Below are 24893 nucleotides of genomic sequence, written 5' to 3'. Positions count from 1 at the left end.
TGTCCTTGGACACCGGCGCGTATCGATTGTTTTGTCAAGTGCCTATTGGTAGTGCTTTACTCCCTCTTGCCGCACGCTTATTCGTTAAAGACCGGCCTTTGGGAGGAAGCCGTTGGGTCAGTCAAAGGAGCGTATGATGGCGCAGAAACGCGAAGTCCCTGGTATCCGTCCCTACAATAGCCCGGCCGGCGGCTGGGGAGCGCTGAAAGCCACTGCGAAAGCAGTTCGCGACCAGATGGATGTCACCGAGGCACCCGGCCTGCTCCTGCGTACCAACAAGCCCACAGGCTTTGACTGCCCCGGCTGCGCCTGGCCCGACAAGGAACACACCTCAACCTTCCAGTTCTGCGAAAATGGCGCCAAGGCCGTCACCTGGGAGGCGACGAACAAGCGCGTGACGCCGGATTTCTTCGCGGAACATACCGTCAGCGAACTGCTGACCTGGAGCGACTATGATCTGGAGAATTCCGGTCGGCTGACGCATCCGATGGTCTATGATCCCGCAACCGACACCTATAAGCCGATTGCCTGGGTAGACGCTTTTGCCCGCATCGGCGAGGTCATGCGCAGCATGCCCGATCCGGATATGGTCGAGTTCTACACCTCGGGCCGCGCCTCAAACGAGGCGGCTTTCCTCTTCCAGATCTTTGCGCGCGAATACGGCACCAACAATTTCCCCGATTGCTCGAACATGTGCCATGAGGCAACCAGCGTCGGCCTGCCGCAATCGATCGGCATCGGCAAGGGCACGGTCTCGCTCGATGACTTTGACGAGTGCGACCTGATCATTTCCATGGGGCACAATCCCGGCACCAATCACCCGCGCATGATGGGCACGCTGCACGAGTGTTCGCGCCGCGGCGTTCCGATCATCGTGTTCAATCCGCTAAAGGAGCGCGCGCTCGAACGCTTCGCCGACCCGCAGAGCCCGATCGAAATGGGAACCTTCGGATCGACCCGGATCGCGTCTTCCTATTATCAGGTGAAGATCGGCGGCGATGCGGCGGCGCTCAAGGGCATCATGAAGGGCGTTCTGGCGCTTGCCGAGACTTCGGAAGATGTGCTGGATCACGCGTTCATCGCCGAGCACACCAGCGGCTTCGATGCGCTAGTCGCTGATCTCAATCAGACGGAATGGGCGGATATCGAGCGGGTTTCAGGCCTTGTCCGCGCCGATCTGGAGCGGGTCGCCGCCGCCTATGCCAAATCGAAGGCCACGATCGTCGCCTATGGCATGGGCATCACGCAGCATGCGAAGGGCACGGCCAATGTGCAGCAGATCGCCAATCTCCTGCTGCTGCGCGGCAATTTCGGCAAGCCCGGCGCCGGCATCTGCCCGCTGCGCGGTCACTCCAACGTTCAGGGCAATCGTACCGTCGGGATCACCGAGAAGCCGAATGCGGCGCTGATCGAGGGCATCGAGCGTGCCTTTGGTTTCAAGTCTCCGGTTCATCATGGCCATGACGCGGTTGCAGCGATGCAGGCGATGGCGGAAGGGCGTTCGAAGATATTGCTCAGCCTCGGCGGCAATTTTTCGATCGCGCTTCCTGACCCCGAACTCTGTGCCGAAGGTATGCGCAAGCTCGATCTCGCTGTTCACATGAACACCAAGCTCAATCGCTCCAATCTTCTGATCGGCAAGGAATCCTTCCTGCTGCCGGTGCTTGGCCGCACCGAAGTGGATGTCCAGGCCACAGGGCCGCAGTCGGTGACGATCGAGGACTCTATGTCGATGGTGCATGCCTCACAAGGCAGGCTGAAACCGGCCTCCGACCAGCTGCGTTCCGAGCCGGCCATCGTTGCCGCCATGGCGCATGCCACCTTGCCGGAAAGCAGGGTCGCTTGGATGGAGCTCATCAACGACTATGCTCTGATCCGCGACAAGATCGAAATCGTCTACCCGGATTTTGCCCGCTACAACGAACGCATCGCTGTGCCAGGCGGCTTTCGCCTGCCGCTGGCGGCAACCGAACGCGTCTGGAAGACGCCCTCCGGCAAAGCCGAGTTCAAGCTTTTCTCCGGTCTCAACGAGGACATCTCCTTTTCCGACGCCAGCATCCTCAAGCTCGCGACCATCCGCAGCCACGATCAGTACAACACGACGATCTACGGCCTCGACGACCGCTATCGCGGTGTCTTCGGCCGCCGAGATGTACTGTTCATGAACGACAAGGACCTCACGGCGAAAGGGCTTGAGCACGGCGATCTCGTAGAGATCGAGACGGCGCTCCCCTCCGGCGGCAAGCGGTTGCTGCAGCTGACGGCGATTTCCTATGACATCTCCGAAGGCTCCGTCGCCGCTTACTATCCGGAAGCCAACTGCCTGATCCCGCTCGACTATCAGGACAAGGAAAGCGGCACGCCTTCCTATAAGTCCATTCCGGTGCGCATCAGCAAGGCTGCGTAAACGTCGCTAGACGCTGCGGCCACTGACTCAAGTGGCCGCCTTGGAAATCCTGGCGCGTCAATAATCCCGAGCGATCATCTCCGCCGCCTTGGAGCCGATCGCCATTGCCGGTGCATTGGTATTGCCCGAGGGGATGAAGGGTATGATCGAGCAATCGATGACCCTCAGCCCCTCGATGCCGCACACGCGCAGCCTGCCATCGACCACCGACATCGGATCACTCTCCGGCCCCATGCGCAGGCTGCCTGAGGGATGGTAGTTGGTCTTGACCGTCTGGCCGGCGAATTTGGCCAACGACTCTTCGTCCTGCAGCGCCCGACCAGGCAGGATCTCATCCGCGATCTTTGATTTGAACGGCTCGGTTTCAAGTAGCTGCCGGGCGACTTTCAGTGAGGCAAGCGTCAGGCGCAGATCGTCGGGATCGCCGAAGAAGTTGCAGTCGACCAGGGGCTGGTCTGCGGGGTTTGCCGAGCGCAGCTTGACGCTACCGCGCGCCTTCGGCCGTAGCAGGCAGGAGGTGAAAGTGACGCCGTGGGTCGGTTTTGCCGATGAGACGTCGCGGTCGAGATAGACGATCGGCGCGCAGTAAAGCTGGATCGTCGGCCGCTCGCCGCCATCGGGATCGTAGAACAGGCAGGATTCGATGCCCGTGGTCGTCACTGGACCGGAGTTGAAGAGTAGATATTGCAGGCCGTTTCGCAGCATCGGCCAACCCTTGTCCTCACCGAAGTAACCGGACTTGCCCTTGGTGGTGGCGATGACCGGAACCTCGTGATGGTCCTGCAGATTGGTGCCGACGCCGGGGAGATCAAGCACGACGTCGATACCGTGCTCGCGGAGGTGATCGGCCGGGCCGATGCCGGAGAGCATCATCAGCTTGGCGCTGTTATAGGTCCCTGCCGCAACAAGAACCTCGCGAGCGGCGCCGACGGTATGGGTCTGCCCGTTCTGCACATAGCTGACGCCGGTTGCGCGGCCGCTTTCGATGACGATGCGATCGATGCGGGCGTCGGTGATGATATCGAGGCGCTCATCGCCGGCAAGCGGATCGAGAAAGGCTTTCTTCGCGTCGGAACGCTCCGTCTTGCCGCCCCATAATCCGTAGGTGTGCTGCATGATGCCGACACCGTTTTGCCTGATGCCGTTGAAATCGGGATTGTAGGCGTGGCCGAGGCCCTGGGCTGCGAGCAGGAAATCCTGTGTCGTATCGCAGGTGTGGCGCGGCTCTGAAACGCGCAGATTGCCTGATATGCCGTGATAGTCGTCGTTGAAGCGGGTATTGCCCTCGATGCCTTTGAAATGCGGCAGCATGTCCTCATAGGACCACTCGGTGCCGTTGCCCAGATGGGCGGCCCAGTGATCATAATCCTCCTTCTGGCCGCGCATGTAGACCATGGCGTTGACGGCGCTGCCGCCGCCGAGCGCCTTGGCGACTGGGACAATCGGGCCGCGGCCACCAAGCTGTGGCTGGGCGACCGTGTGATGCATTTCGAGGAAGTCGTCGCGGGCGAGATATTTCATGTAGCCGGCGGGAAAGGCCATTAGCTTGGCGGTGTTGCGCGGGCCGCGTTCGATGATGAGCACCGAAAAGCCGAAGTCACGCACGAGCCGCATTGCCGCGACGCAGGCAGCCGAACCGCCGCCGGCGATGATGAAATCATATGTCTTCGCCACAAGGCCTCTCCGGTTTGATATCGCGCATCGTCCCGCATAGGGCCGGCGCGTGGCATGCAATCTCCATCAGCAACATTCCTCAAATCATCCTTGTTCGTCAAATGATTAGCGCGTCGTTGCGATGAAAATGCGCGGCTTAGCGAAGCCGCTCGCCTTGCTTGTCGAAATAGCGCCGCCGCTCGGGCGGGCAGCGCAGATGGAGCGTGTCGCCGCGCCCTACATCAGGCCCTTCGCGATATTCGGCGATCAGTGATTGGCCATCCTCCGTCTGGCAATAGAGATAGCGCGTGCCGCCCAGATATTCGGTGACGTCGACCGTGACCCGGATGGCATCCTCCTGATCAGCGGCCACGATCAAATGTTCCGGGCGCATGCCAAGCAGCAGGTTTTCGCCGGCTGATGGCTTGTGGCGGGCCAGATCGACCCTGACAGTGCCATTGCCGACCTTGGCTGTCCCTTCGCCGGACCATATGGCGTCAATCATGTTCATGCGGGGCGAACCGATGAACCCAGCAACGAAGCTGTTGGCCGGATCCTCATAGATCGCCCGCGGACTGCCCACCTGTTCGATCCGGCCGTCCTTCAGCACGACGATCTTGTCGGCGAGCGTCATGGCCTCGGTCTGATCATGGGTGACGTAGATCATGGTATTGCCGAGTTCGCGGTGCAGTCGGGCAATTTCGATGCGCATGGAGACGCGCAGTTCGGCATCGAGATTGGACAGCGGCTCATCGAACAGGAAGACCTCCGGCTTGCGCACGATCGCCCGGCCGATGGCGACGCGCTGGCGCTGACCGCCCGAGAGTTGGCCCGGCCGGCGCTCGAGCAGATGGTCGATCTTAAGGATCGCGGCGGTGGAGCCGACGCGCTGCTCGATCTCGCCCGCATCGGTTCGGGCCATTTTTAGCCCGAAACCGAGATTGTCGCGCACGCTCATATGCGGATAGAGCGCATAGGACTGAAAGACCATGGCGATGCCGCGCTCGGATGGGTCGAGATCGGTAACATCGCGGCCCTTGATGGCGATCTCGCCGTCCGTGACCTCTTCCAGCCCGGCAATCATCCGCAGCAGGGTGGATTTGCCGCAGCCGGACGGGCCGACGAAGACGACGAAAGCGCCCTCCGGCACATCGAGATCGATGCCGTGAATGACCTCCAGCCCGCCGAAGCTCTTGCGGACGCCGGTGAGCTTCATGCCGTTCTTCGTCATGTCAGGCTCCGCGGCTTTGCTCGGTGCGGATCCAGACCAGCATTTCGCCCGGCTCGCGGTTGTCCCAGAGATGATAGGGCACGAAGCGTGCGGTGGCGGCTCGGCTCTTCGGGGGCGTCGTCCGGTAAAGATCCGATCCCCAGTCCGCCTCATCGCGTGTGACCGGAATATCGAGCGCGACGGCACCTTCGAGGGCGGCGATTTCGGCAGTCCTTGCCGAGGCGGGCTTGCCGGCGAACGAAATGCCATTGAGGTCTTGGCCGTTATCCGTGGTCTCGACGCAATAGACGAGCGGGCCGCGCATCAGGGCGGCGCGCCCGGCGTCCTGGCGGACCCTGGGATTGGCGAAAAGGGTGCGCGGGATCAGCGGAATATTGAGGTCGACCTTGTCGCCCGCCTGCCACTCGCGGTCGATACGGGCATAGCCGTCGATGGTGACAGCCGAGAGATCGATGCTCTTGCCATTGACCGCAAGCGTTGCGCCCTCGGCCCATTCTGGTATGCGCAGCGACAGCGCGAATTCGGCATTGCGATCCGGGTTGACCTCGAAATGGATGGCACCGTCCCAAGGATAGCGCGTCGCCTGGGCAAGCGTAACGGTCACGCCGCTCGCCAACGGCACGCGGGCCTTGCTCTCGCCATAGAGATGCACGGCGATCTCGTTGTCCGCTGCGGCATACATGTAGGAGCCGACCGAAGCGAGCAGGCGGGCGATGTTGGGCGGGCAGCAGGGGCAATGATGCCAGGTCCAGCGATGATGCTTGCCGGCGCTCTCCAGCGGGTTTTCATAGAAGAAGGTCTTGCCGTCGAGAGACAATCCGGCCATCGCGCCGTTATAGAGCGCCTGTTCCATGATATCGGCATAGCGGCGGTTCGGGCCGCGACCGAGCATGCGGTTGGCCCAGAAGACGAGGCCGACAGAGGCACAGGTCTCGGCATAGGCGCTCTCGTTCGGCAGGTCGTAATAGTCGGTGAAGCCTTCGTTCGATGCCGCCGGCCCGATGCCGCCCGTGACATACATCTGCTTGGTCGTGAGATCATCCCACAGTGTTTCGAGCGCCGAGGTCAAGGTGTCGTCGTTATATTCCGTAGCGATGTCGGCCATGCCGGAATAGAGGTACATGGCGCGCACGGCATGCCCCACCACCTTGGTCTGGTCGCGCACCGGCAGGTGCGACTGGCTGTATTCATAGGTCTTTTGCACGAAGTTCTTGGGGTCGCGGCCATCGCGCAGCGCTTCCTCGGTGAAGAAATGCGGCTGCTGACCGCGCTCGTCGATGAAGTATTTGGCCAGATCCAAGTACTTATTCTCACCCGTGACGCGGGCGAGCTTGACGAGCGCGAGTTCCACCTCCTCATGGCCGCAATAGCCGCGTAGCTGTCCTTCGCCGTGGCCGAAGACGGTCAGCATGTAGTCGGCAAAGCGGCTCATGATGTCGAGCAGCTTGCGCTTGCCCGTCGCCTGATAATAGGCGACGGCCGCCTCGATCAGATGGCCGGCGCAATAAAGCTCATGGTGGTCGCGCAGGTTGGTCCAGCGGCGACCGGGTTGAACGCGCTGGAACCAGGCGTTCAGATAGCCATCCTTCTCCTGCATCTTTTCATACATGTCGATGATGGCGTCGGCGCGTGCTTCCAGCTCCGGATTGGGGCGGCGATAGAGCGAATAGGCGATGGTCTCGATCGACTTGCCGAGATCACTGTCCCAGAACATTTGCGTCGAGCCCGACCAAGTCTGCAAGGGGATAACGATGCCGGGGCTTGGCTGGCCGACGTCGATGGCGCGGATCATGCCGGCCTCGACGCAGCGGTCGAGCAGGGTGGCCGCCGTTGAATTGCAGATGGCATCCTGGCGGTCGCCGAAAAGGCCGGCGAGCTCAACATTCGGAACGGGCAGGGGGCGGAACTGGCGGCTTTGCTTGTCTGACATGGCTTTCATCCGTTTGTTTGAAGGGGTCATTTCACCGCGCCGGCCATCAGCCCGCGCATGTAGTAGCGTTGCAAAAGCAGGAAGACGATGACGCAGGGGATGGTCATGACGGCAATACCGGCCTGGACCGCTCCCCAATTGACGGCGCCGAGGCGTCCGGTCCTGACGGCGATCATCAGAACCGGCAGGGTGAATTTCTCATTGCTGGAGAGAAGGATCAGCGCCGCCAGGAATTCGTTCCAGGCATTCAGGAAGGCGAAGATCGCAACTGTCGCCACGCCCGGCAGCACCAGCGGAAACAGCACGCGGAAGAGGAGTTTCAGATCGCGCGCGCCGTCGATGCGGGCCGCTTCCTCGATTTCCTTGGGCACCGCGTCGAAGGCGTTGCGCATCATGAAGACCGAGAAGGGCAGCTGCAGCGTCACATAGACCAGCGTCAGCCCGATCAGCGAATTGTTGAGGCCGAGCTTCGCGAGGATAATGAAGAGCGGCGTCAGGATCGATTGGAAGGGGATCATCAGCGTTGCGATGACGAGAATGAAGAGGATGCCCTTGAAGGGGAATTGGTAGCGCGAGAAACCGTAGCCGGCCAGCAGGCTGACGAGGACGGTCAGTACTACCGTCCCGACCGAGACGAACAGCGAATTCAGCGTATGTTGCAGAACGCCTGCCCCGAAGCCATCGAGCGAGCGATAGGCGTCGAAGCTGAAGCCGGTCGTCGGCCAGGGCGGCAGCGGCGGAAGGCTGGCTTCGCTACCGTGCCTGAATGAGGAAAGGAGCGCGATCGCAAAGGGCGCGAAGAAGAAAATGACGATGATGACGCCGATACCGTGATAGCCGATACCGCCCCAGAGCTTGCGCCTTGCGCGGCGCTCTTTTGCTGTGGTCATGGCCGGCCCTCCCCACCGCGTAGCAGCCAGAGCTGGACGATGCTGATCAGCACGAGGATGACGAGCAGCGCGATCGACAATGCTGCGCCGTAGCCGAGATTGAAGGACACGAAGGACTGGTTGAAGATGTAGTAAACCACCGAGATCATCCGGTTCTGCGGGCCGCCTGATGTCATAATGTAGAATTGGTCGAAGGCGAGCACCGAGCCGGTGATGGAGATGATCAGCGCCAGCGCGATGGTGCGGCGCATCAGCGGCAAGGTCAGATGCCGGAAGCGCTGCCAGCGCTTCGCACCATCGATGCGGGCTGCTTCCGTGAGTTCCGAGGGGATCGCCTGCAGGCCGGTAAGCAGGATGATCATGGTGAAGCCGGCAATCTTCCAGACCACCATGACGACGATCGTCGCAAACGCCATGTCGAAATCGGCAAGCAGGTTCGGCCTCTTGTCGACCAGACCGAGCGCCAGCGCCACCGGGGCGAAGAAGCCGCTGTCGACATTGGCGAGCCAGACCCAGAGCAGTGAGGCCGTGGCAAGCCCGACGACGACGGGAAGGAAGATGATCGTCCGATAGAAGCCGACGAATGGCCGCTGCTTCTCCACATAAAGTGCCAGCGGGAAGGCGACGGCGAAAATCACGATGGTGACGACGACCGTGTAATAGGCGGTAAACCGGAGCGCCGCCATGAAGCGTATGTCGGAGAACATGCGGATATAGTTGCCGAAGCCGATCCAGCGCGGATTGCCGAGCAGCGGCCAGTTATGCAGGCTCATCCAGACGGTGAAGACAACGGGCAGGATGAAGAAGACGATGACCAGCGCCATGGCCGGCGCGATGTAGAGAAATCCGTGCCAGCCGGCACGTCTTCGCCGTTTGCGAAGCCGCGCGGTTGCGATAGCTCCAGGACCCGCCATGGAATGCTCCCGATGTTGCGATGGAAGGACCGGGAAGCGTGAAGCCTCCCGGCAATCGTGCGCTTATTGCTGTTGGGCGGTGTCGATGATCGACTGCATTTCCGATTGGGCATTGGCAAAGGCGCCATCGACATCGCTTCCGAAGATCGCGGCATTGGTAAAGCCTGCCCAGGGACCGTTGGCGCTGTTGATCAGATCGTTGAACTGCAGCGTATAGGGCGTCTTGGCGATCGATATGGCTTTCAGGCCAACCTGCATGCGCGGATCGAGGCCCTCAAGCACCTGCTGAGCGATATCGCCGCGCGTCGGCAGGCTGCCATATTTCGCCATGATCTTCTGCCCCTCGAGCGAATAGGTGTATTCGAGGAATTTCTTCACTGCATCGAGCTTCTTGGTGCCCTTGGAGATGACGAAATTGTCGCCGCCGGCAAAGGACGACGGCTTGCCGTCAGCGCCGGGGATCAGAGTCACCCCGAAGTGGATATCGGGATATTGCGTGATCAGCGTGCCGATCGAGAAGGCGCCGATGCTCTGCTGGCCGATCTTGCCATTGCTGATGCTCAGGAAATTGGCGCCGGTATCGCTTGCCGCCCCTGCCGGTACCAGATCCTTTTTCACCATGTCGCGATAGATACCGATTGCCTTGCGCATTTGTGGCGTGTCGAGCGTCGCTGTCTTGCCGTCGGCCGAGAGAATGTCTGCGCCGGCACCCCAGACGAGCGGGGTGAAGGTGAAGATCATGCAGCCGCCACAGCCGCCGCCGGAGAAATAGAAGCCGTAGGTATCGCCGCCAAGCGCGCGGATCTTCTCGGCATTCTGCTCGATCTCCTCCCAGCTGGTCGGCGCCTTTTCCGGGTCGAGGCCGGCCTTCTTGTAGAGATCCTTGTTCCAGGCAAAGACGGAGGTCTCGACCGAGAGCGGCAGGCCGTAGATATGGCCGTCATAGGTGCCGAGCTTCACATGCGATGGCGAGAGCGAGTTGAAATAGGGCAGGCTTTTTGCCCAGTCGGTCAGGTCTGCAAGCTGGCCGGCGGCGGCAAAGGCCGGCGTGTAGATCAGATCCATCGATAGCGCATCCGGCGCCTGGCCACCGGCGATGGCGGTCGCGTATTTCTGCACGAGTTCGCCGAAAGGCACTTCCGTCAGCGTGACCTTGTCGTCATGGCCGGCATTATAGGCCTCGACGACCTTTTTGAATGAATCGCCAATGCCGCTGCGCACCCACATGGAGATGTTTTCAGCGGATGCGGCAGATGCCAGGCATAGGGATATGAGGCCGGTTGCGGCCAGAAATCGCTTCATCATGTTCTCCTCCCATGGGGCAACTCCCATTGCCCTTTCTTGATTAAAGCTCGGGGTCTCCCCCGCACGACTGCCGCACGACGAGTTCGCAGGGCAATGTCCTGATCCCCGGTTCGACGCTGCGTCCCTCCGCCAGCGCCAGAACCGTTAGTCCGGCCTCTCTTCCGAGCGCCTTCAGATTCATGTCCACCGTCGTCAGCGGCGGCCTTGTTTGCGCGGCGACGATCTCCCAATTGTCGAAACCAACCACCGAGACATCCTCCGGCACCCGCACGCCGCGCTCGCGCAGCGCATCAACGACCGCCCGCGCGATCTGGTCGTTGCCGCAGAAGATCGCGTCTGGTTTTGCGCCGGCCGCATTCCATAGCTGCGCCACCGCCTCGTGACCCCATGCCTCGGACCAGGTGCCGTACATGACCGGCAGCGCGTCGCCGATAAGGCCGCGATAGGCCTTGGCGCGCTCGCGCACCGAGACGAAGCTGTCCGGCCCCGTCACATGGGCTATCTGGCGTCGGCCTAGGCCCTGCAGCCATTCCACGGCAAGCACCGCTCCCTGAAAATCGTCGGCGCAGAAGGTGACGCTGTCGGGTGCCCCCTCTGTGAAGGCGTAGACCACGGGTACGGGCAGGTTCGACAGATCCACCGGCAGGCGGCGGTCGATCCGCTTGCCCGAGGCGATGATGCCGTCAACATGCTTGTCCAGCAGCGCGTCGACGTGAACCTTTCCGAGCACCGGATCATCCTCGATGGTGCAGAGGAAGACCGAAACCCCATGATCGACGAGCGCTTCGGTGATGCCGGCCATGACCGGCAGCGTGAAGCGGCCATATGTGTCGTTGGTCAGAAGACCGATCGTGAAGGTGCGGTTGCTGAGCAATCCCTTGGCGAGCGCATTCGGTCGGAAGCCGATCTCGGCAGCGGCCCGCTTGACCCGCTCGCGGGTCTCGTCGCCCATACGGCCGGTATTGTTGAGGGCCTTCGATGCTGTCGAAATGCTCACACCTGCAGCCGCCGCAACGTCGTGAATCGTTGCGCGTCCGCTTTTCGCACGCTGATTTTCCAGATGTCTTCTCCCACTCGATTTTCTTGAGAAAAGCTTTTCTCAACGCCAGAGTCAATATGAGAAAAGCTTTTCTCAAAAATTTTTGATAATGCCGAAAGTAGCGTTCGGAAGAGAACGCACGTGGTTGCCAAACGGCGAGGGCGAGGCGGCGTCATTGGATCCGACAGATCCGGTCACAAAAAAAAGCGGCCGGGACATGATTATCCCGGCCGCCATGTTCATTCGAGATCGTGGCCTTAGCCGATCGTCATCAGGCTCGCATTGCCGCCGGCAGCTGCCGTGTTGATCGACGTCGTCACTTCTTCCAGCAGCCAGTTCAAGCAGTAGGCATCGGCGCTCCCGGCGATTTCCTCGCTAGAGGCGGCTTGCGTGAGCAGCAGCGGGCCGGGAAGAGCTGATATCGTCTTGATGGCCTGCTGGACGCGGGCGGCATCTCCTTCGATGAGGGCGCCGGCGAATGGGCCATCCGCAGCCCAATCCTTCGACCATGAGATGCGGGCCGTAACCACCGCTGGCAGATTTTGGAGTTCGTCCTGCAGACCCGAAGCAGCGTCGATGACGATCGAATTGCCCGTCGCAAGGGCGGCGGCGACCTGGACATGCAGGCCAAGCGCCGTCTTTGGAACGAGCAGGACCCTGCCACGCGGATGCAGCGCATAGAGGTTCAACTCACCGACCGGGCCGGGCAGTTCGGCATTGAAGCCCAGCGACGACTGGCCGGCAACGGCGCGAGCCTGCTTTGCAGCCGGTGCTCCCTTGCTGTCGAGCCAGGCAAGAAACTCCTGAGCGGCCGGATCGACTTGTACGGTTTCGTCGCGCAGCGGCTCGGTCGATGAGGCGGTCAGACGACGCAGGTACATCGGGCCGCCTGCCTTCGGGCCGGTGCCGGAGAGGCCGCGGCCGCCGAAGGGCTGAACGCCGACGACAGCGCCGATAATGTTGCGGTTGACGTAAAGATTGCCTGCTTTCACGCGGCTGGTGACATGGGCGATCGTGTCATCCAGCCGGGTGTGCAGGCCGAAGGTCAAGCCGTAGCCGGACGCGTTGACATCATCAATCAGCCTGTCCAGCCCCTTGCGCTTGTAGCGGATGATATGGAGGACCGGCCCGAAAACCTCGCGCTTCAGATCGCTCAGCTTCTTCAGCTCGATGATCGTCGGAGCGACGAAGGTGCCCTTGGCGGCGCTTGTCGGAAGGTCGAGCTGTTCGACGGCGCAGCCGAGCTTGCGCATGCGTTCGATGTGCTCATCGATGCCGCGCTTGGCGTTGTCGTCGATGACGGGCCCAATGTCGATGGCAAGCCGGTCGGTCCGGCCGACGGACAATTCGCGAAGCGCGCCTCGCAGCATGGTCAGCGTGCGATCGGCGACCTCGTCCTGCAGGCACAGCACGCGCAGTGCCGAGCAGCGTTGGCCGGCGCTGTCGAAGGCAGAGGCGATGACGTCAGCGACGACCTGTTCGGCGAGCGCCGAGGAGTCGACGATCATGCCGTTCTGGCCACCGGTCTCGGCGATCAGCGGGATAGGTTTGCCGAATTTCGACAGCCGTTCGGCAAGCTGCGCCTGAATGAGGCGGGCTACCTCTGTCGAACCGGTGAACATGACGCCGGCGGTTTCAGGCGCACCGACGAGGGCGGCACCCATGCGGCCGCTGCCCGGTGCAAATTGGAGCACGTCGAGCGGAATGCCCGCTTCATGCAGGATACGAATGCCCTGGGCAGCAATCAGCGGCGTGTTGCCAGCCGGCTTGGCGACAACCGGATTGCCGGCAACCAGTGCTGCGGCAACCTGGCCGGTGAAGATCGCCAGCGGAAAATTCCAGGGGCTGATGCAGACGACGGGGCCGAGCGGAACGCTATCGGGCTTCAACACCTTGCGCGCTTGAGCGGCGTAATAGCGGAGGAAATCGATGGCTTCCCTGACTTCGCCGACGGCATTCGCAGCCGATTTGCCCGCTTCGCGGATAGTCAAGCCGACCAGTGCGGGCATCTCGCTTTGCATTAGTTCGGCGGCGCGCTCCAAGATCGTTGCGCGCGCATCCGGGCTGACGGCCGCCCATGAGGCAGTAGCGCCGGCCGCAAGGCGGATCACGTCGGCCGCGTCTTCCGGGGCGAGTTCCGCAACATGACCGACGATATCGGCGTGGTCGGCGGGATTGAGGATCGCACGCGCTTCGCCGCGTTCAGAGCCGTCAGCGAGTATTGGCTTTGCGAGCCAATCCCCGGCAGCGGAGGCATGCAACTGTTCGGACAGATCGGAAAGCGCTGTCTCATTCGACAGATCGATACCGACGGAGTTCTTCCGCGCACCTTCGAACAAATCGGTTGGGAGAGCGATCTTGTCGTGCTGGGCGCCCATGACAGGCATTGCACGCACCACCTCGACAGGATCGGCGATCAGTTCGGAGACGGGAACGGCGGGGTCGGCGATCTTGTTGACGAAGGAAGAGTTGGCGCCGTTTTCCAGTAGGCGGCGGACAAGATAGGCGAGCAGCGTTTCATGCGTACCGACAGGCGCATAGATCCGGCAAGGGCGATCCAGGTTTTCGGCCCCGACCACTTCCTCGTAAAGCGGTTCGCCCATGCCGTGCAGGCATTGGAACTCATACTTGCCGACCGAAAAATCACTTCCGGCCATCTGGTAGATCGTTGCCAGCGATTGAGCATTGTGGGTGGCGAATTGCGGGAAGACCACATCCGTTGCCGCGAGTAGCTTCTTGGCGCAGGCGATATAGGAGACATCGGTGTAGATCTTGCGAGTATACACCGGGAAACCTTCGAGGCCGTCCACCTGGGCACGCTTGATCTCGGCGTCCCAATAGGCGCCCTTGACGAGGCGTACCATCAGCCGGTGGCCCGAGCGGCGGGCGAGATCGATGATGAAATCGAGGACGAAGGGGCAGCGCTTGCCGTAGGCCTGCACGACGAAGCCGATGCCATCCCAGCCGTCGAGATCCGGATCGAGGCAAAGTGCTTCCAGCAGGTCGAGCGACAGCTCCAGCCGGTCAGCTTCCTCGGCGTCGATGTTCAGGCCGATATTGTAACTCTTGGAGAGAAGGGCGAGCGCTTTCACCTTCGGCAGCAGTTCGCCCATGACCCTGTCGACCTGCGAGCGGGAATAGCGGGGATGCAAGGCGGAGAGCTTGATGGAGATGCCAGGGCCTTCATAGATGCCACGGCCGGCCGAGGCCTTGCCGATAGCATGGATCGCGTTCTCATAGTCGCGATAGTAGCGTTCTGCATCGGCGTGTGTCGTCGCTGCCTCGCCGAGCATATCGTAGGAATAGCGAAAGCCTTGGGCCTCGAGCGCGCGGGCACGCTTCAGTGCCTCGTCGATCGTCTCGCCCGTGACGAATTGCTCGCCCATCATCCGCATCGCCATGTCGACGCCGCGCCGGATCACCGGCTCGCCAGCGCGTGCGATCAGCCGCGTCAGTGAGGCCGACAGCCCGCTTTCGCTGACCGTTGATGTCAGCTTGCCGGTAACCACCAGTCCCCATGTCGCGGCATTGACGAACATCGAGCGGCCGCCGCCCAGATGCGACTTCCAGTCGCCGCCGGCGATCTTGTCGCGGATCAGCGCGTCGCGCGTTGCCGTGTCAGGAATGCGCAGCAGTGCCTCGGCAAGGCACATCAGCGCCACGCCTTCCTGGCTCGACAGCGAATATTCGTGCACCAGACCTTCGACGCCGGTGCCCTTGTGCTTGGCGCGCAGCGCCTCGATCAGCGTCCTGGCCGTTTTCTTCGCAGCTTCACGAACGGGTGCCGGCAAAGTAGCCGCCTCGACCAGCATGGGGAGGCATTCGGTCTCCGGACGCCGATAGGCCGCAGTAATCGCCTTTCGAAGCGGGCTTTGCTCACGGATGGGGGGGGCGAAATGCGAAAACGGGGCGGCGTCCGGGGACGGTTCTTCGGCGGCGAGTGCGACAGTAGCAGTCATGATATCCTCAAGGTGCAAGGGTCCCTGTGACCACATAGGCGCGAGCGATTTCGCTCCCTGCGGCCCTCCCGTTGCTTCGCTGCGGAACATACTTCATTCCCGAAAGGCGTTCCGCCTTGAAACTGCGGCTTTTCAGTCATATTGGACTTCAATAATGTCCATTTCAAATAGGAATGCCTACGCAAATGATAAAATCCAGTGAAATTGACCAGTTCGATCAAAAGATCCTCGATGCACTGGTCGAAGACGGCCGTATGTCGATCACGGAGCTTTCCGAGCGTGTCGGTCTTTCAAAGACGCCGTGCCAGGCGCGACTGAAGAAATTGATCGATTCCGGCTATATCGATGGCTTCAAGGCCGTGCTCAATCCGGTCAAGCTCGGCCTCGATCACGTCGCCTTCGCCGAAGTGAAGCTGACTGATACCCGCGAGGAGGCCTTGCTCAGCTTCAACAATGCCATCAAGAAAATCAAGGAAATTGAGGAGTGCCATATGATCGCGGGGCGCTTCGATTATCTGCTGAAAGTCCGCACGTCGGATATCCGGCGCTACCGCATCGTCCTGGGCGAAAAAATCTCCAGCCTGCCTTTCGTGGCAAGCACGTCGACCAATGTAGTGATGCAGTCGGTCAAGGAAAGCTGGTCGTAAAATCGCATCGCAATTCCGATGGCGACCACCTTTTGTGTTCTGGCGTATTCGTCGCAATCCACGTTGCCGGCTCAACAACGATCTAGATTTCGCCATTCGAATCGGATCAGTGCCGAGGGCTAAGTTTAGTAAGGTGGAGTATGCATGGAAATGAATGCAAGCGACCGCGACCTCATTGAGGTCATGAAGCGGTACTTTGCGGTGAAGGCCGAAGTGGAAGATCTAAAGGCCCGGCTTGAGGCGGCAAGACGGGAAAGCGGCGAGGAGATCGGCGCATTTTACAATCCGCGCACCAATAGTGATCACGCCCCTGATATCATCCGATCCCACGCCCTCAAGCAGGAATTGGCCCGTCTGATGGATTGGGCCGAGGCCTGGGGCCGTCAAAGCTTGACGACAAGCCCGGCCTGACGGCCGGTATAGCGCCGTCAGGCTCGATATTTTCGATCGGAACGTCTCAGCTATCCGATTTCAGTTTGCCCGCCGTCGCCCAGGAATCCTTCGAAATCTCGGTAATGATGATTTCCACCGATTCCGGCGGGCAAACCAGCGTTTCGACGACGACCTTGGTGGCTTCACGAACGAAGGCACGCTTCTGGTCCTGTGTACGTCCGGGATGCATTTCCAAGCGCAAGATGGGCATGACGACTCCTTGAGAGAACATAGCCTGATGTTAGGCAGTTCCGACTATCTTGCAAAACCTCAGGCTGATAAATAGCCTTCCATTTGCTTCATTCAGAACCACTGGGTATGCAATCATGGACAAGTTGGCCGGCATGGCGATGTTTGTCAGGGTCGTCGAGGAAGGCAGCTTTGCCGCGGCGGCGGAGATCAGTCAGGTATCGGCCACCATGGTTGCCAAGCATATCCGGACGATCGAACAGCGGCTCGGCGCGCGATTGCTTCATCGCACCACCCGCCGCCACCAGCTGACCGAGGTTGGCAAGCTCTATTATGAGCGCTGCAAGACCGTACTGACAGAGGTTGATCTGGCCGAGGCGTCGGCGTCGGAATTGCAGTCGGCGCCGCGCGGCAAGCTTCGGCTCGTCGCACCCGTGAGCTTCGGCACCCAAAGTCTCGTCCCGGCTCTTGTCGATTATCTGCATGAGAATCTCGACGTCAGCGTCGATCTGGCGCTCGACAACAATCCGCATGATCTGATTGGCGAGGGTTATGAACTCGGCATCCATATTGGCGAGCTGACGGATACAAATCTGGTGGCTCGGCCTCTGAAACCGTATCGGCGCATGCTTGCTGCTTCGCCTGACTATCTTGCCCGCCAAGGCCGGCCCGAGACGCCCGAGGACCTCACGAAACATGTATGCCTTGGCCACTCCTATTGGCGTCTGCAGGGGCGCTGGCATCTTGTCGGCCCGGAAGGGGAAACACGCGAAATCGCCATAAGGGGCAGGTTCACCACGAACCAGGGCGGGGCCTTGCGGGTTGCCGCGCTCCACGGAGCCGGCATAGTGCTCCAGCCTGAGCTGTTGTTGGCCGCCGATCTTGATGCCGGGCGGCTGGAGCCGGTGCTGCCGCAATGGTCCTACAAGCCGACGCCGATGCATCTGGTCTATGCGCCGGATCGCCGTCCCACAGCGATGCTGCGCAGCGCGATCGATTTCCTCATGGCCCGGTTCGGCTGAGCAAGAGCATCAGCTCTCCTGGGTGTTTCGGGATGTTGAGCTTGCCGTGATAAGCCAGTCGCGGAATATCTCCGCCTCACCGGAAAGCCTGACGGCTTCGATGAGCCAATAGGATTTCTCCGTGTCCAGAGGCATGTCGAACAGGGTGACCAATGTCCCATTGGCCAGTTCGTCACCGATCAGCGCGGTCGGGCAGAGGCCGATGCCCTGTCCGCCCATGACGGATCCGATCATCAAGCTGAAATCGGCGAAGATCGGTCCCGATTTCGGAGGCTGGCGAATGCCGGCGAGTGCGAACCAGCGGCCCCAGGCGGCGGTGGTCTCATCGTGTAGAAGATCGGCGTCGACCAGATCGGCGGGGGCGGTGATCGGGCCATGGCGTCGGGCGAATTCCGCCGAGCAGGTGGGTCGCGTCTCGCCGCTCAAAAGAGCGACGGCATTTGTGCCGGGTTGTGTCCCATGGCGAATGAGCAGATCGACGCTCGCGGCTTCCGGTGTTCTCGCATCGAGCGCATAGACGATGTTGATGCGGATATCCGGATGCTCTTGCCTGAATGCCGGCAATTGCGGGATCAGCCAGCGGGTGGCGACGGAGGCGATGCATGCGACGCTCACCGGCCGCTCAGAGCTCTCGAGCTTCAATTGCCGGGCGGCGATCTCGATATGCCCGAGCCCATTTGCCACCGCCGTCCCGAATTCGCGTCCGGCCGCCGTCAGCGTTACGCCACGGGCATGGCGGACGAATAGCGAAACACCGAGCCAGTTTTCCATTGCCCGCACATGCTGGCTGATGCCCGTAGCCGTCATATTGAGTTCCGCGGCAGCCTTGACGAAGCTCTGATGGCGGAAGGCTGCCTCAAAGGCGCGAAGGGAGGCGAGGGGAAACTGGCGCATAGGCCAAGGCTAAGTCATACTTGGCCATAGAGCAAGAACAATGAGCGTTGTGCAATAGGCCAATCTCGTTAGAGTGCGGCCCCATTGGCACAATGAAATCGGCAAGTGAACTGACAAAGGACTAGGGATCGTGATGCATAGGACCATGGATATTCCCGTTCCCCCCGATGCCGAGGAGCGGCGCGGCAAGCCGCCGGTGGTCGTCTATCCCAATGAAACGCTGCCTCCGGCGGATCTGGATGTGCTCCATTCCGCAAGGCAAAGCTTGACCAAGGTCAGCGAGATCATCGTGCCGCCGCGAGAAGCGGGCAGTTTCCGCGTTCCCAAGGGGCATTTCTTTCGCATCGTCAGCGTGGAAGGATCTCAGGTCGGCGACCTCAATCTGTGGAATGCCGATGATCTCTCGGAGCGCTTTTTCAGCGGCAAGACGCGCGCCCTTCATGCCACGCATGTCGGCCTCGGCGATCGGCTGTGGAGCACCCTGCCATATCTGCGGCCGATGGCGACGATCACCCACGACACGCTCGGCTGGTATGGCTGGGACGATGATGGGGCCGGCATCCATGACGTCATCGGCACACGCTGCGACCCCTATACCAACCGGCTGCTGAAGGGTGACGACTACCATCATTGTTGCCATTCGAACCTGTCGCGGGCGCTTGCGTCCGAAATGAACATTCCCGTCCAGGAAGCGGAAATGCATGTTCATGACGTGCTGAACGTCTTCATGTGCACCGGGTTCACGCGCGACACGCATCAGTATTTCATGAAGGCAAGCCCGGTGCGGCCCGGCGATTTCATCGAGTTTTTCGCGGAGATCGATCTTCTCGGCGCTCTCTCGGCCTGCCCCGGCGGCGATTGCGGCAGCGGCCATTCGAGCGATGCAGCGCCCTGCTATCCGCTGCGCGTGGAAATCTGGCAGCCTGATCCGGAAAGTCTTGCGGGTAGGGCCTTTCCGGAGCGCAGCCCGTATCCGAGAACGCATGGGCTTTAAGTTTGGCAGTGCTTCGCATTAGTAAGGTCACATAAATAAATCGCCGGCGGTCTGGCCGCCGGCGATTTGAGATGACTGTCCAATCAAGCATCGGCTTGTCGCCGACACTTGGCTGACTGCTTAGTTGCAGACGCGGACGCGTTCGTAGTGCCAACCGTCGTCATACTGGTTTTCAACCTGACGGTTCTCCAACCAGCATCTCGGCGGCGGGGGTGGTGCTTCATACACCGGACCGCGGTTGGCAAGCGCGCCACCGACGATCAGGCCGCCGATGAGGCCTGCGGCGACGCCGCCGGCAATCGCGCCGCCATTGCCATGGTGACGATGGCCACGCCAGTCGTCATGGCCGCGCCAGTCGCCGCGATAGGGCGGGCGGCCGTCGTAATATTGCGCCTGCGCGCTGCTGACGGGCGCCAAAGCGCCACCTACGACCGTAGCGGCCAGCAAAACCGTTAGAACTGTTTTCTTTATCATGACTACCTCCAAAGCAGTCTTCATGCTCAGCGAATGCGCGAGTCATTTATTCAACGTTCTAAGCATGATTATGTTCAGCTGAATATTTTATGAATGTACCGTTCATCGGAGCCGAATCCCGGAAAACCAATCTCTTCGCGATGATCTCCAGCTGTGTCGATCAGCTGGAAAGCCATGGACGCGTTGCCTTGATCCATTCGAGTGTGCGTGATTCGGGGTCGGAATTGCGGGTGATATCGGTCACGACGGCGGCAATGTCGGCGCCATTATCGAACACGCCGGCGATGCGCGCAGTGGTGAGGCCGCCGATCGCGACGAGCGGGATGTTGCCCATCTTAGCCTTCCATTGACCGATCCGCTCAAGACCTTGCGGCGCCCAGGCCATGGCCTTGAGGATGGTGGGGTAGATCGGCCCGAGCGCGATATAATCGGGACTTGCCGCAAGAGCCGTCGCCAGCTCGGTCTCGTCATGCGTCGAAAGCCCCAGTTTCAAACCGGCCTTGCGGATGACGTCGAGATCGGCCGCCGCCAGATCCTCCTGTCCCAGATGGATGAAATCGCAGCCTTCTTCGATCGCAAGCTGCCAATAGTCATTGATGATCAACTGGCACTCATGGGCCGCACAAATCGCCTTTGCAGCTTGAATGTCCGTGCGTATCTCGGCGAGGGGGCGATCCTTGATACGCAGCTGCACCAGTTTTACGCCGAGCGGCACCAGCCTTTCGATCCATGCGGCGCTATCGACGATCAGGTAGAAAGGGTCGAGTTTCACGCGAAAACCGCCTTTCCAATGACCGGCGTCGATGGCACCGCCATGTCGCGCGGCTCCAGCATGCCGGCACCGAAAGCTTGCCGGCCGGCATCGATCGCCTTTGCGAAGGCTTCGGCCATGGTGGCGGGATCGGCCGCGCCGGCAACGGCGGTGTTGAGCAACACGGCATCGAAACCCAGCTCCATGACCGTGGTCGCATGCGAGGGACGGCCGATACCCGCATCGACGATCAGCGGCACCTCGGGAAAATGGGCGCGCATCGAGCGAAGAGCCGAGAGATTGAGCGGCCCTGCCGCCGTGCCGATCGGCGCACACCAGGGCATCAGCACCTTGCAACCGGCCTCGACCAGGCGTTCGGCGACCACAAGATCGTCGGTCGTATAGGGAAAGACCTCGAAGCCGTCTTTGGTGAGAATGCGTGCCGCCTCCACGAGCGCGAAGACATCCGGCTGCAGCGTATCGTGATTGCCGATCACCTCGAGCTTGATCCAGTTGGTTCGAAACACTTCGCGGGCCATCTTCGCCGTCAGCACCGCTTCCGAAACACCATGGCAACCGGCGGTATTGGGAAGAACGCGAACGCCGAGATCGCGGATCATCTCGAAGAATGCGCCGCCGCCGCGTCCGCCGGACGTTTCACGGCGCAGCGAGACGGTGACGATCTCCGTTCCGGACCGCCTGACCGCTTCGGCAAGGATGGCCGGTGAGGGATAGCGCGCGGTACCAAGCAGCAGCCGCGATCCGACTTGGCTTCCGTAAAGATCAAGCATGGCTCAGCCTCCCTGCATCGGCGTCAGGATCTCGATCCTGTCATTGTCATCAAGCAAATGGTCGTCGCGATCTTCGCGGTGGACGAGTTCGCCGTTGACGGCGGTGGCCAGCCAGTCGCCCTCATAGTCGAGTGCGGTGAGAAGCTGCGTGAGCGTGGTAACGGCGATCGTCTGGGCTTCGCCGTTGATGATCAGGCGCATCGGGAGCTCCCTTGTTTCGTCTGTTCGGAAAGGATGAGATCGGCAGCTTCTGCCGCCATTGCCGGTGCCAGCAGGAAACCGTGACGGTAGAAACCGTTGAGAATGGTGACATTGCCTTTCCGCGTCACCTTCGGGAGATTATCGGGAAAGGCAGGGCGAATGCCGGCGCCGGTCTCTACGACGGCGGCATCGGCGAAAGCCGGGTGCAGCGCGTAAGCGGCGTTCAGAAGCTCCATTAGCGAACGCGCCGTGATCGGCCCGTCGAATTCGGTTTCGATCATCGTTGCGCCGGCCATGAAAAGGCCATTGCCGCGCGGCACGATATAGACCGGAAAGCGCGGATGCAGCAGACGAATGGGCCGTGCAAGCGCAATTTCCTCCGTCTGCAGATAGAGCATTTCGCCGCGCACCCCTCGCAGCCCATGGGTTTTTCCGATTCGGGCAGCCCCCGTGCAATCGGCGATTTCGGCGAAATCGTTCTCGTCGATATCGCTAGTGGCAAAAGCGACACCCTTGGCCACCAGCTTCTCCTTCAACCCGAGCAACATCCGGCGCGGATCAAGATGGGCTTCCTCGGGAAAGAACAGCCCATGCCTGAAGCGTCCCGCAAGAGCGGGCTCCAGGGTGGCGATTTCGCTTTCCTCGACCCAGCGATAGCCGCTCGTGCGGCCGGCGAATCGTTTCAGCTCCACCTGATCGCGCGTCGGCGCGACAACGAGAGTGCCGTTGCGCACGACTTCGCCCGGCAGCATCGCATCCCATTGATTGGCGGCGTCGATGCCGAGCGAGAGTACCGCCGCATCGGCGCTTTCCCGTTCGCACCATGGCGCCAGCATGCCGCCGGCGAGCCAGGAGGCGGCATGGCCGAACTCCGGACGCGGGTCGAAGACCGTGACTTCGGCGCCGCGGACATTCAGTTCATGTGCGAGAGTGAGGCCGGCAACGCCGGCCCCTTTGATCAGGACGCGCATCTCACTCGGCCGGATGAGCAAGGTTTTCGACGGGCATATAGAGATCGCCGCCCTCGCGATATTTTGCCGCCATCGCGTCCAGGCCCTCCTTCTGGGCCTCGGCGCGAATGTCGTGCGAGATCCGCATCGAGCAGAATTTCGGGCCGCACATCGAGCAGAAATGGGCGACCTTGTGCGCTTCCTTCGGCAAGGTCTCGTCATGGAAGCTGCGGGCCGTATCGGGATCGAGCGAGAGGTTGAACTGATCTTCCCAGCGGAATTCGAATCGCGCCCGCGACAGGGCATCGTCGCGGAGTTGGGCGGCCGGATGTCCCTTGGCAAGATCGGCGGCGTGGGCGGCGATCTTGTAGGTGATAACGCCAGTCTTGACGTCATTGCGATCGGGCAGGCCGAGATGTTCCTTTGGCGTGACATAGCAGAGCATCGCGGTGCCGAACCAGCCGATCATCGCAGCGCCGATGCCGGAGGTGATGTGGTCGTAACCCGGCGCGATATCGGTCGTCAGCGGCCCGAGCGTGTAGAAGGGGGCTTCGCCGCAAACCTTCAACTGCTTGTCCATGTTTTCCTTGATCTTGTGCATCGGCACATGGCCGGGGCCTTCGATCATCACCTGGCAATCTTTGGCCCAGGCGATCTTGGTCAATTCACCGAGGGTTTCCAGTTCGGCGAATTGCGCGGCGTCGTTGGCATCGGCGATAGACCCGGGACGAAGGCCGTCGCCAAGCGAGAAGGAGACGTCATAGGCGCGGCAGATGTCGCAGATTTCCTCGAAATGCTCGTAGAGGAAGCTCTCGCGGTGGTGATGGAGACACCACTTCGCCATGATCGAGCCGCCGCGTGAGACGATGCCGGTGACACGATTGACCGTCAGCGGGATGTAATGCAACCGCACGCCCGCATGGATGGTGAAGTAATCGACACCCTGCTCGGCCTGTTCGATCAGCGTGTCGCGATAGACTTCCCAGGTGAGGTCTTCGGCGATGCCGCTGACCTTTTCCAGCGCCTGGTACAGCGGCACGGTGCCAATCGGCAGCGGCGAGTTGCGGATGATCCATTCGCGGATGTTGTGGATGTTGCGGCCGGTCGAGAGGTCCATGACGGTATCGGCACCCCAGCGGGCGGCCCAGACCATCTTCTCGACCTCCTCAGCCATCGACGAAGTGACGGCGGAATTGCCGATATTGGCATTGATCTTCACCAGGAAGTTCCGGCCGATGATCATCGGTTCGGCTTCGGGGTGATTGATGTTGGCGGGGATGATCGCGCGGCCGGCGGCGACTTCCTGGCGGACGAACTCCGGCGTCACATGGTCTGGGATATGGGCACCGAAGCTCTCACCATCGCGAATCAAGGCCTCAGCCTTTGCCTTGCGGCCGAGATTTTCGCGAATAGCGATGAATTCCATCTCCGGCGTGATGATGCCGGCCCGGGCATAAGCCAGCTGTGTGACGGCCTTGCCATCAGTGGCGCGCAAGGGCTGGCGCTTGGCGGGAAATTCCGGCGTCAGCCGATCGGCGCTGACGAAGCCATTGTCTTCGGGGCGGATGTGACGGCCCTCATAGGCTTCGACATCGCCGCGGGCGAGCACCCAGTCGCGCCGCAACTGTGTGAGGCCTTGCTCGATACGGATATCAGCGCCTTCGATCGTATAGGGGCCGGAGGAATCATAGACGACGACAGGCGGCTCGCCCGCGGTCGGATGGACGCTGATCTCGCGCATCGGCACGCGGATATCGGTGTGGATCTCCCCCGGAATGTAGATTTTCCGCGATGCAGGCAGCGGCCCGGTGGTAACGGTGGGGGTGAGGTTTTTTGCGGCAATGGTCATGGTTTGAGGCTCCAAGTGGTTGTTGGAGACCCAGTCAATCAGCCGGAATGATGAAAAGACGCCGGCATGGATTCCACGCGTGAATCCGAAGCCATCGAGCGCTTGCACCGTCCCTACGCCAGTATGAACTGGATCAGGTTCAACGGGTCACTGCGCCACAATCGACAAAGTCGTATTGTCCAGCAGTATCTCAGCCCCTTGCCGGGACCCCCCTGGTGAATATCGAAAGGCTATGCTCTCTCTTCGGCTGCTGTCAACCCCGCAGCCATTGTCGTCCTCACAGCCTCTTTCGCCGTTCGCAACTCAAGCGCGCACGCAGTGCTTTTTCGGCCCCATAGCAAGTACAAGGTCGAGGGTGGCTGTAATCTCGC

The 24893-nt window shown here is 61.1% G+C and carries 21 protein-coding genes and 1 riboswitch; of the genes, 5 read left to right on the top strand and 16 right to left on the bottom strand.

Translation table 11 applies throughout. The features are described 5' to 3' along the window. Window positions 1-136 precede the first annotated feature (136 nt). Window positions 137-2407 carry an FdhF/YdeP family oxidoreductase gene (locus tag A6U86_RS17820; protein ID WP_068394088.1) on the top strand — a complete coding sequence of 757 codons (2271 nt, stop codon included), beginning with the start codon at window positions 137-139 and terminating at the stop codon, window positions 2405-2407. Between the two features lie 57 nt (window positions 2408-2464). Here the strand turns inward: A6U86_RS17820 and A6U86_RS17815 are convergent, their stop codons facing one another. The 8 genes from A6U86_RS17815 to putA form a co-directional block, all read right to left on the bottom strand. Further along, window positions 2465-4081, bottom strand: a complete 1617-nt coding sequence (locus A6U86_RS17815; protein WP_068393745.1) for a GMC family oxidoreductase — start codon at window positions 4079-4081, stop codon at window positions 2465-2467. A 136-nt stretch (window positions 4082-4217) separates the two neighbouring features. Next, on the bottom strand, window positions 4218-5291 hold the full coding sequence (locus A6U86_RS17810; RefSeq protein ID WP_068393743.1) for an ABC transporter ATP-binding protein: 1074 nt from the start codon (window positions 5289-5291) through the stop codon (window positions 4218-4220). Between the two features lies 1 nt (window position 5292). After that, the gene (locus tag A6U86_RS17805; RefSeq protein ID WP_068394087.1) at window positions 5293-7221 is read right to left on the bottom strand and encodes a glycoside hydrolase family 127 protein; all 1929 of its coding nucleotides are present in this window, start codon (window positions 7219-7221) and stop codon (window positions 5293-5295) included. Window positions 7222-7247: 26 nt separating this feature from the next. Further along, window positions 7248-8111 (bottom strand): carbohydrate ABC transporter permease, encoded by an 864-nt coding sequence (locus tag A6U86_RS17800; RefSeq protein WP_068393741.1) that lies wholly within the window; start codon window positions 8109-8111, stop codon window positions 7248-7250. Further along, the gene (locus A6U86_RS17795) at window positions 8108-9025 is read right to left on the bottom strand and encodes a carbohydrate ABC transporter permease (RefSeq protein ID WP_068393739.1); all 918 of its coding nucleotides are present in this window, start codon (window positions 9023-9025) and stop codon (window positions 8108-8110) included. Before A6U86_RS17795 ends, A6U86_RS17800 begins: the two co-directional genes overlap by 4 nt. Before the next feature lie 63 nt (window positions 9026-9088). Then, window positions 9089-10330, bottom strand: a complete 1242-nt coding sequence (locus tag A6U86_RS17790; RefSeq protein WP_068393737.1) for a sugar ABC transporter substrate-binding protein — start codon at window positions 10328-10330, stop codon at window positions 9089-9091. A gap of 40 nt (window positions 10331-10370) precedes the next feature. Beyond that, complete coding sequence (locus A6U86_RS17785) at window positions 10371-11327, bottom strand: LacI family DNA-binding transcriptional regulator (protein WP_244509966.1); 957 nt, start codon at window positions 11325-11327, stop codon at window positions 10371-10373. Window positions 11328-11626: 299 nt separating this feature from the next. After that, complete coding sequence (gene putA, locus A6U86_RS17780; RefSeq protein ID WP_068394086.1) at window positions 11627-15328, bottom strand: trifunctional transcriptional regulator/proline dehydrogenase/L-glutamate gamma-semialdehyde dehydrogenase; 3702 nt, start codon at window positions 15326-15328, stop codon at window positions 11627-11629. A 185-nt stretch (window positions 15329-15513) separates the two neighbouring features. Here putA and A6U86_RS17775 point away from each other — a divergent pair, with 185 nt between their 5' ends. Both A6U86_RS17775 and A6U86_RS17770 read left to right on the top strand, forming a co-directional pair. After that, window positions 15514-15975 carry an Lrp/AsnC family transcriptional regulator gene (locus A6U86_RS17775; RefSeq protein WP_068393733.1) on the top strand — a complete coding sequence of 154 codons (462 nt, stop codon included), beginning with the start codon at window positions 15514-15516 and terminating at the stop codon, window positions 15973-15975. Between the two features lie 144 nt (window positions 15976-16119). Beyond that, window positions 16120-16386, top strand: a complete 267-nt coding sequence (locus tag A6U86_RS17770) for a hypothetical protein (RefSeq protein WP_068393731.1) — start codon at window positions 16120-16122, stop codon at window positions 16384-16386. Window positions 16387-16432: 46 nt separating this feature from the next. Here the strand turns inward: A6U86_RS17770 and A6U86_RS17765 are convergent, their stop codons facing one another. After that, window positions 16433-16618 (bottom strand): 4-oxalocrotonate tautomerase, encoded by a 186-nt coding sequence (locus tag A6U86_RS17765; protein WP_068393729.1) that lies wholly within the window; start codon window positions 16616-16618, stop codon window positions 16433-16435. 115 nt (window positions 16619-16733) lie between these two features. On the opposite strand from A6U86_RS17765, the gene A6U86_RS17760 reads away from it, so the two are divergent. Next, entirely contained in the window at window positions 16734-17618 is an 885-nt protein-coding gene (locus tag A6U86_RS17760; protein ID WP_068393727.1) for a LysR family transcriptional regulator, read from the top strand. Window positions 17619-17627: 9 nt separating this feature from the next. On the opposite strand, the gene A6U86_RS17755 is transcribed toward A6U86_RS17760, so the two are convergent. Next, complete coding sequence (locus A6U86_RS17755) at window positions 17628-18512, bottom strand: LysR substrate-binding domain-containing protein (protein WP_068393725.1); 885 nt, start codon at window positions 18510-18512, stop codon at window positions 17628-17630. Between the two features lie 133 nt (window positions 18513-18645). On the opposite strand from A6U86_RS17755, the gene A6U86_RS17750 reads away from it, so the two are divergent. Next, window positions 18646-19506 carry a DUF1989 domain-containing protein gene (locus tag A6U86_RS17750; protein ID WP_068393723.1) on the top strand — a complete coding sequence of 287 codons (861 nt, stop codon included), beginning with the start codon at window positions 18646-18648 and terminating at the stop codon, window positions 19504-19506. Between the two features lie 120 nt (window positions 19507-19626). Here A6U86_RS17750 and A6U86_RS17745 read toward each other — a convergent pair whose 3' ends face one another. The 6 genes from A6U86_RS17745 to thiC all read right to left on the bottom strand — a co-directional run bounded on the left by A6U86_RS17745 (window position 19627) and on the right by thiC (window position 24522). Continuing rightward, window positions 19627-19980, bottom strand: a complete 354-nt coding sequence (locus tag A6U86_RS17745; protein WP_083196870.1) for a hypothetical protein — start codon at window positions 19978-19980, stop codon at window positions 19627-19629. A gap of 160 nt (window positions 19981-20140) precedes the next feature. Beyond that, on the bottom strand, window positions 20141-20752 hold the full coding sequence (locus A6U86_RS17740) for a thiamine phosphate synthase (protein ID WP_068393721.1): 612 nt from the start codon (window positions 20750-20752) through the stop codon (window positions 20141-20143). Beyond that, window positions 20749-21522, bottom strand: coding sequence for a thiazole synthase (locus A6U86_RS17735; protein ID WP_068393719.1), 774 nt, complete (start codon window positions 21520-21522; stop codon window positions 20749-20751). Before A6U86_RS17735 ends, A6U86_RS17740 begins: the two co-directional genes overlap by 4 nt. A gap of 3 nt (window positions 21523-21525) precedes the next feature. Continuing rightward, entirely contained in the window at window positions 21526-21723 is a 198-nt protein-coding gene (thiS, locus tag A6U86_RS17730) for a sulfur carrier protein ThiS (RefSeq protein WP_068393717.1), read from the bottom strand. Next, window positions 21714-22694, bottom strand: a complete 981-nt coding sequence (gene thiO, locus A6U86_RS17725; protein ID WP_068393715.1) for a glycine oxidase ThiO — start codon at window positions 22692-22694, stop codon at window positions 21714-21716. Before thiO ends, thiS begins: the two co-directional genes overlap by 10 nt. A 1-nt stretch (window position 22695) precedes the next feature. Beyond that, a complete protein-coding gene (gene thiC, locus A6U86_RS17720; RefSeq protein WP_068394083.1) occupies window positions 22696-24522 on the bottom strand; it encodes a phosphomethylpyrimidine synthase ThiC in 1827 nt (608 codons plus the stop codon). Window positions 24523-24614: 92 nt separating this feature from the next. Beyond that, window positions 24615-24746, bottom strand: a riboswitch (TPP riboswitch). Window positions 24747-24893 lie beyond the last annotated feature (147 nt).

The sequence above is a fragment of the Rhizobium sp. AC27/96 genome, assembly GCF_001692325.1.
Lineage (GTDB): Bacteria > Pseudomonadota > Alphaproteobacteria > Rhizobiales > Rhizobiaceae > Rhizobium.
The sequence above is the reverse complement of the archived record's forward strand: the minus strand, read 5'-3'. Positions and strand labels throughout refer to the sequence as shown.

Excerpts from the sequence above, each read along its gene's own strand:
- A6U86_RS17820 (WP_068394088.1), top strand. The coding sequence starts at position 137 with ATGGCGCAGAAACGCGAAGTCCCTGGTATCCGTCCCTACAATAGCCCG.
- A6U86_RS17810 (WP_068393743.1), bottom strand. The coding sequence starts at position 5,291 with ATGACGAAGAACGGCATGAAGCTCACCGGCGTCCGCAAGAGCTTCGGC.
- A6U86_RS17805 (WP_068394087.1), bottom strand. The coding sequence starts at position 7,221 with ATGTCAGACAAGCAAAGCCGCCAGTTCCGCCCCCTGCCCGTTCCGAAT.
- A6U86_RS17800 (WP_068393741.1), bottom strand. The coding sequence starts at position 8,111 with ATGACCACAGCAAAAGAGCGCCGCGCAAGGCGCAAGCTCTGGGGCGGT.
- A6U86_RS17795 (WP_068393739.1), bottom strand. The coding sequence starts at position 9,025 with ATGGCGGGTCCTGGAGCTATCGCAACCGCGCGGCTTCGCAAACGGCGA.
- A6U86_RS17790 (WP_068393737.1), bottom strand. The coding sequence starts at position 10,330 with ATGATGAAGCGATTTCTGGCCGCAACCGGCCTCATATCCCTATGCCTG.
- putA (WP_068394086.1), bottom strand. The coding sequence starts at position 15,328 with ATGACTGCTACTGTCGCACTCGCCGCCGAAGAACCGTCCCCGGACGCC.
- A6U86_RS17775 (WP_068393733.1), top strand. The coding sequence starts at position 15,514 with ATGATAAAATCCAGTGAAATTGACCAGTTCGATCAAAAGATCCTCGAT.
- A6U86_RS17770 (WP_068393731.1), top strand. The coding sequence starts at position 16,120 with ATGGAAATGAATGCAAGCGACCGCGACCTCATTGAGGTCATGAAGCGG.
- A6U86_RS17765 (WP_068393729.1), bottom strand. The coding sequence starts at position 16,618 with ATGCCCATCTTGCGCTTGGAAATGCATCCCGGACGTACACAGGACCAG.
- A6U86_RS17760 (WP_068393727.1), top strand. The coding sequence starts at position 16,734 with ATGGACAAGTTGGCCGGCATGGCGATGTTTGTCAGGGTCGTCGAGGAA.
- A6U86_RS17755 (WP_068393725.1), bottom strand. The coding sequence starts at position 18,512 with ATGCGCCAGTTTCCCCTCGCCTCCCTTCGCGCCTTTGAGGCAGCCTTC.
- A6U86_RS17750 (WP_068393723.1), top strand. The coding sequence starts at position 18,646 with ATGCATAGGACCATGGATATTCCCGTTCCCCCCGATGCCGAGGAGCGG.
- A6U86_RS17745 (WP_083196870.1), bottom strand. The coding sequence starts at position 19,980 with ATGATAAAGAAAACAGTTCTAACGGTTTTGCTGGCCGCTACGGTCGTA.
- A6U86_RS17735 (WP_068393719.1), bottom strand. The coding sequence starts at position 21,522 with ATGCTTGATCTTTACGGAAGCCAAGTCGGATCGCGGCTGCTGCTTGGT.
- thiS (WP_068393717.1), bottom strand. The coding sequence starts at position 21,723 with ATGCGCCTGATCATCAACGGCGAAGCCCAGACGATCGCCGTTACCACG.
- thiO (WP_068393715.1), bottom strand. The coding sequence starts at position 22,694 with ATGCGCGTCCTGATCAAAGGGGCCGGCGTTGCCGGCCTCACTCTCGCA.
- thiC (WP_068394083.1), bottom strand. The coding sequence starts at position 24,522 with ATGACCATTGCCGCAAAAAACCTCACCCCCACCGTTACCACCGGGCCG.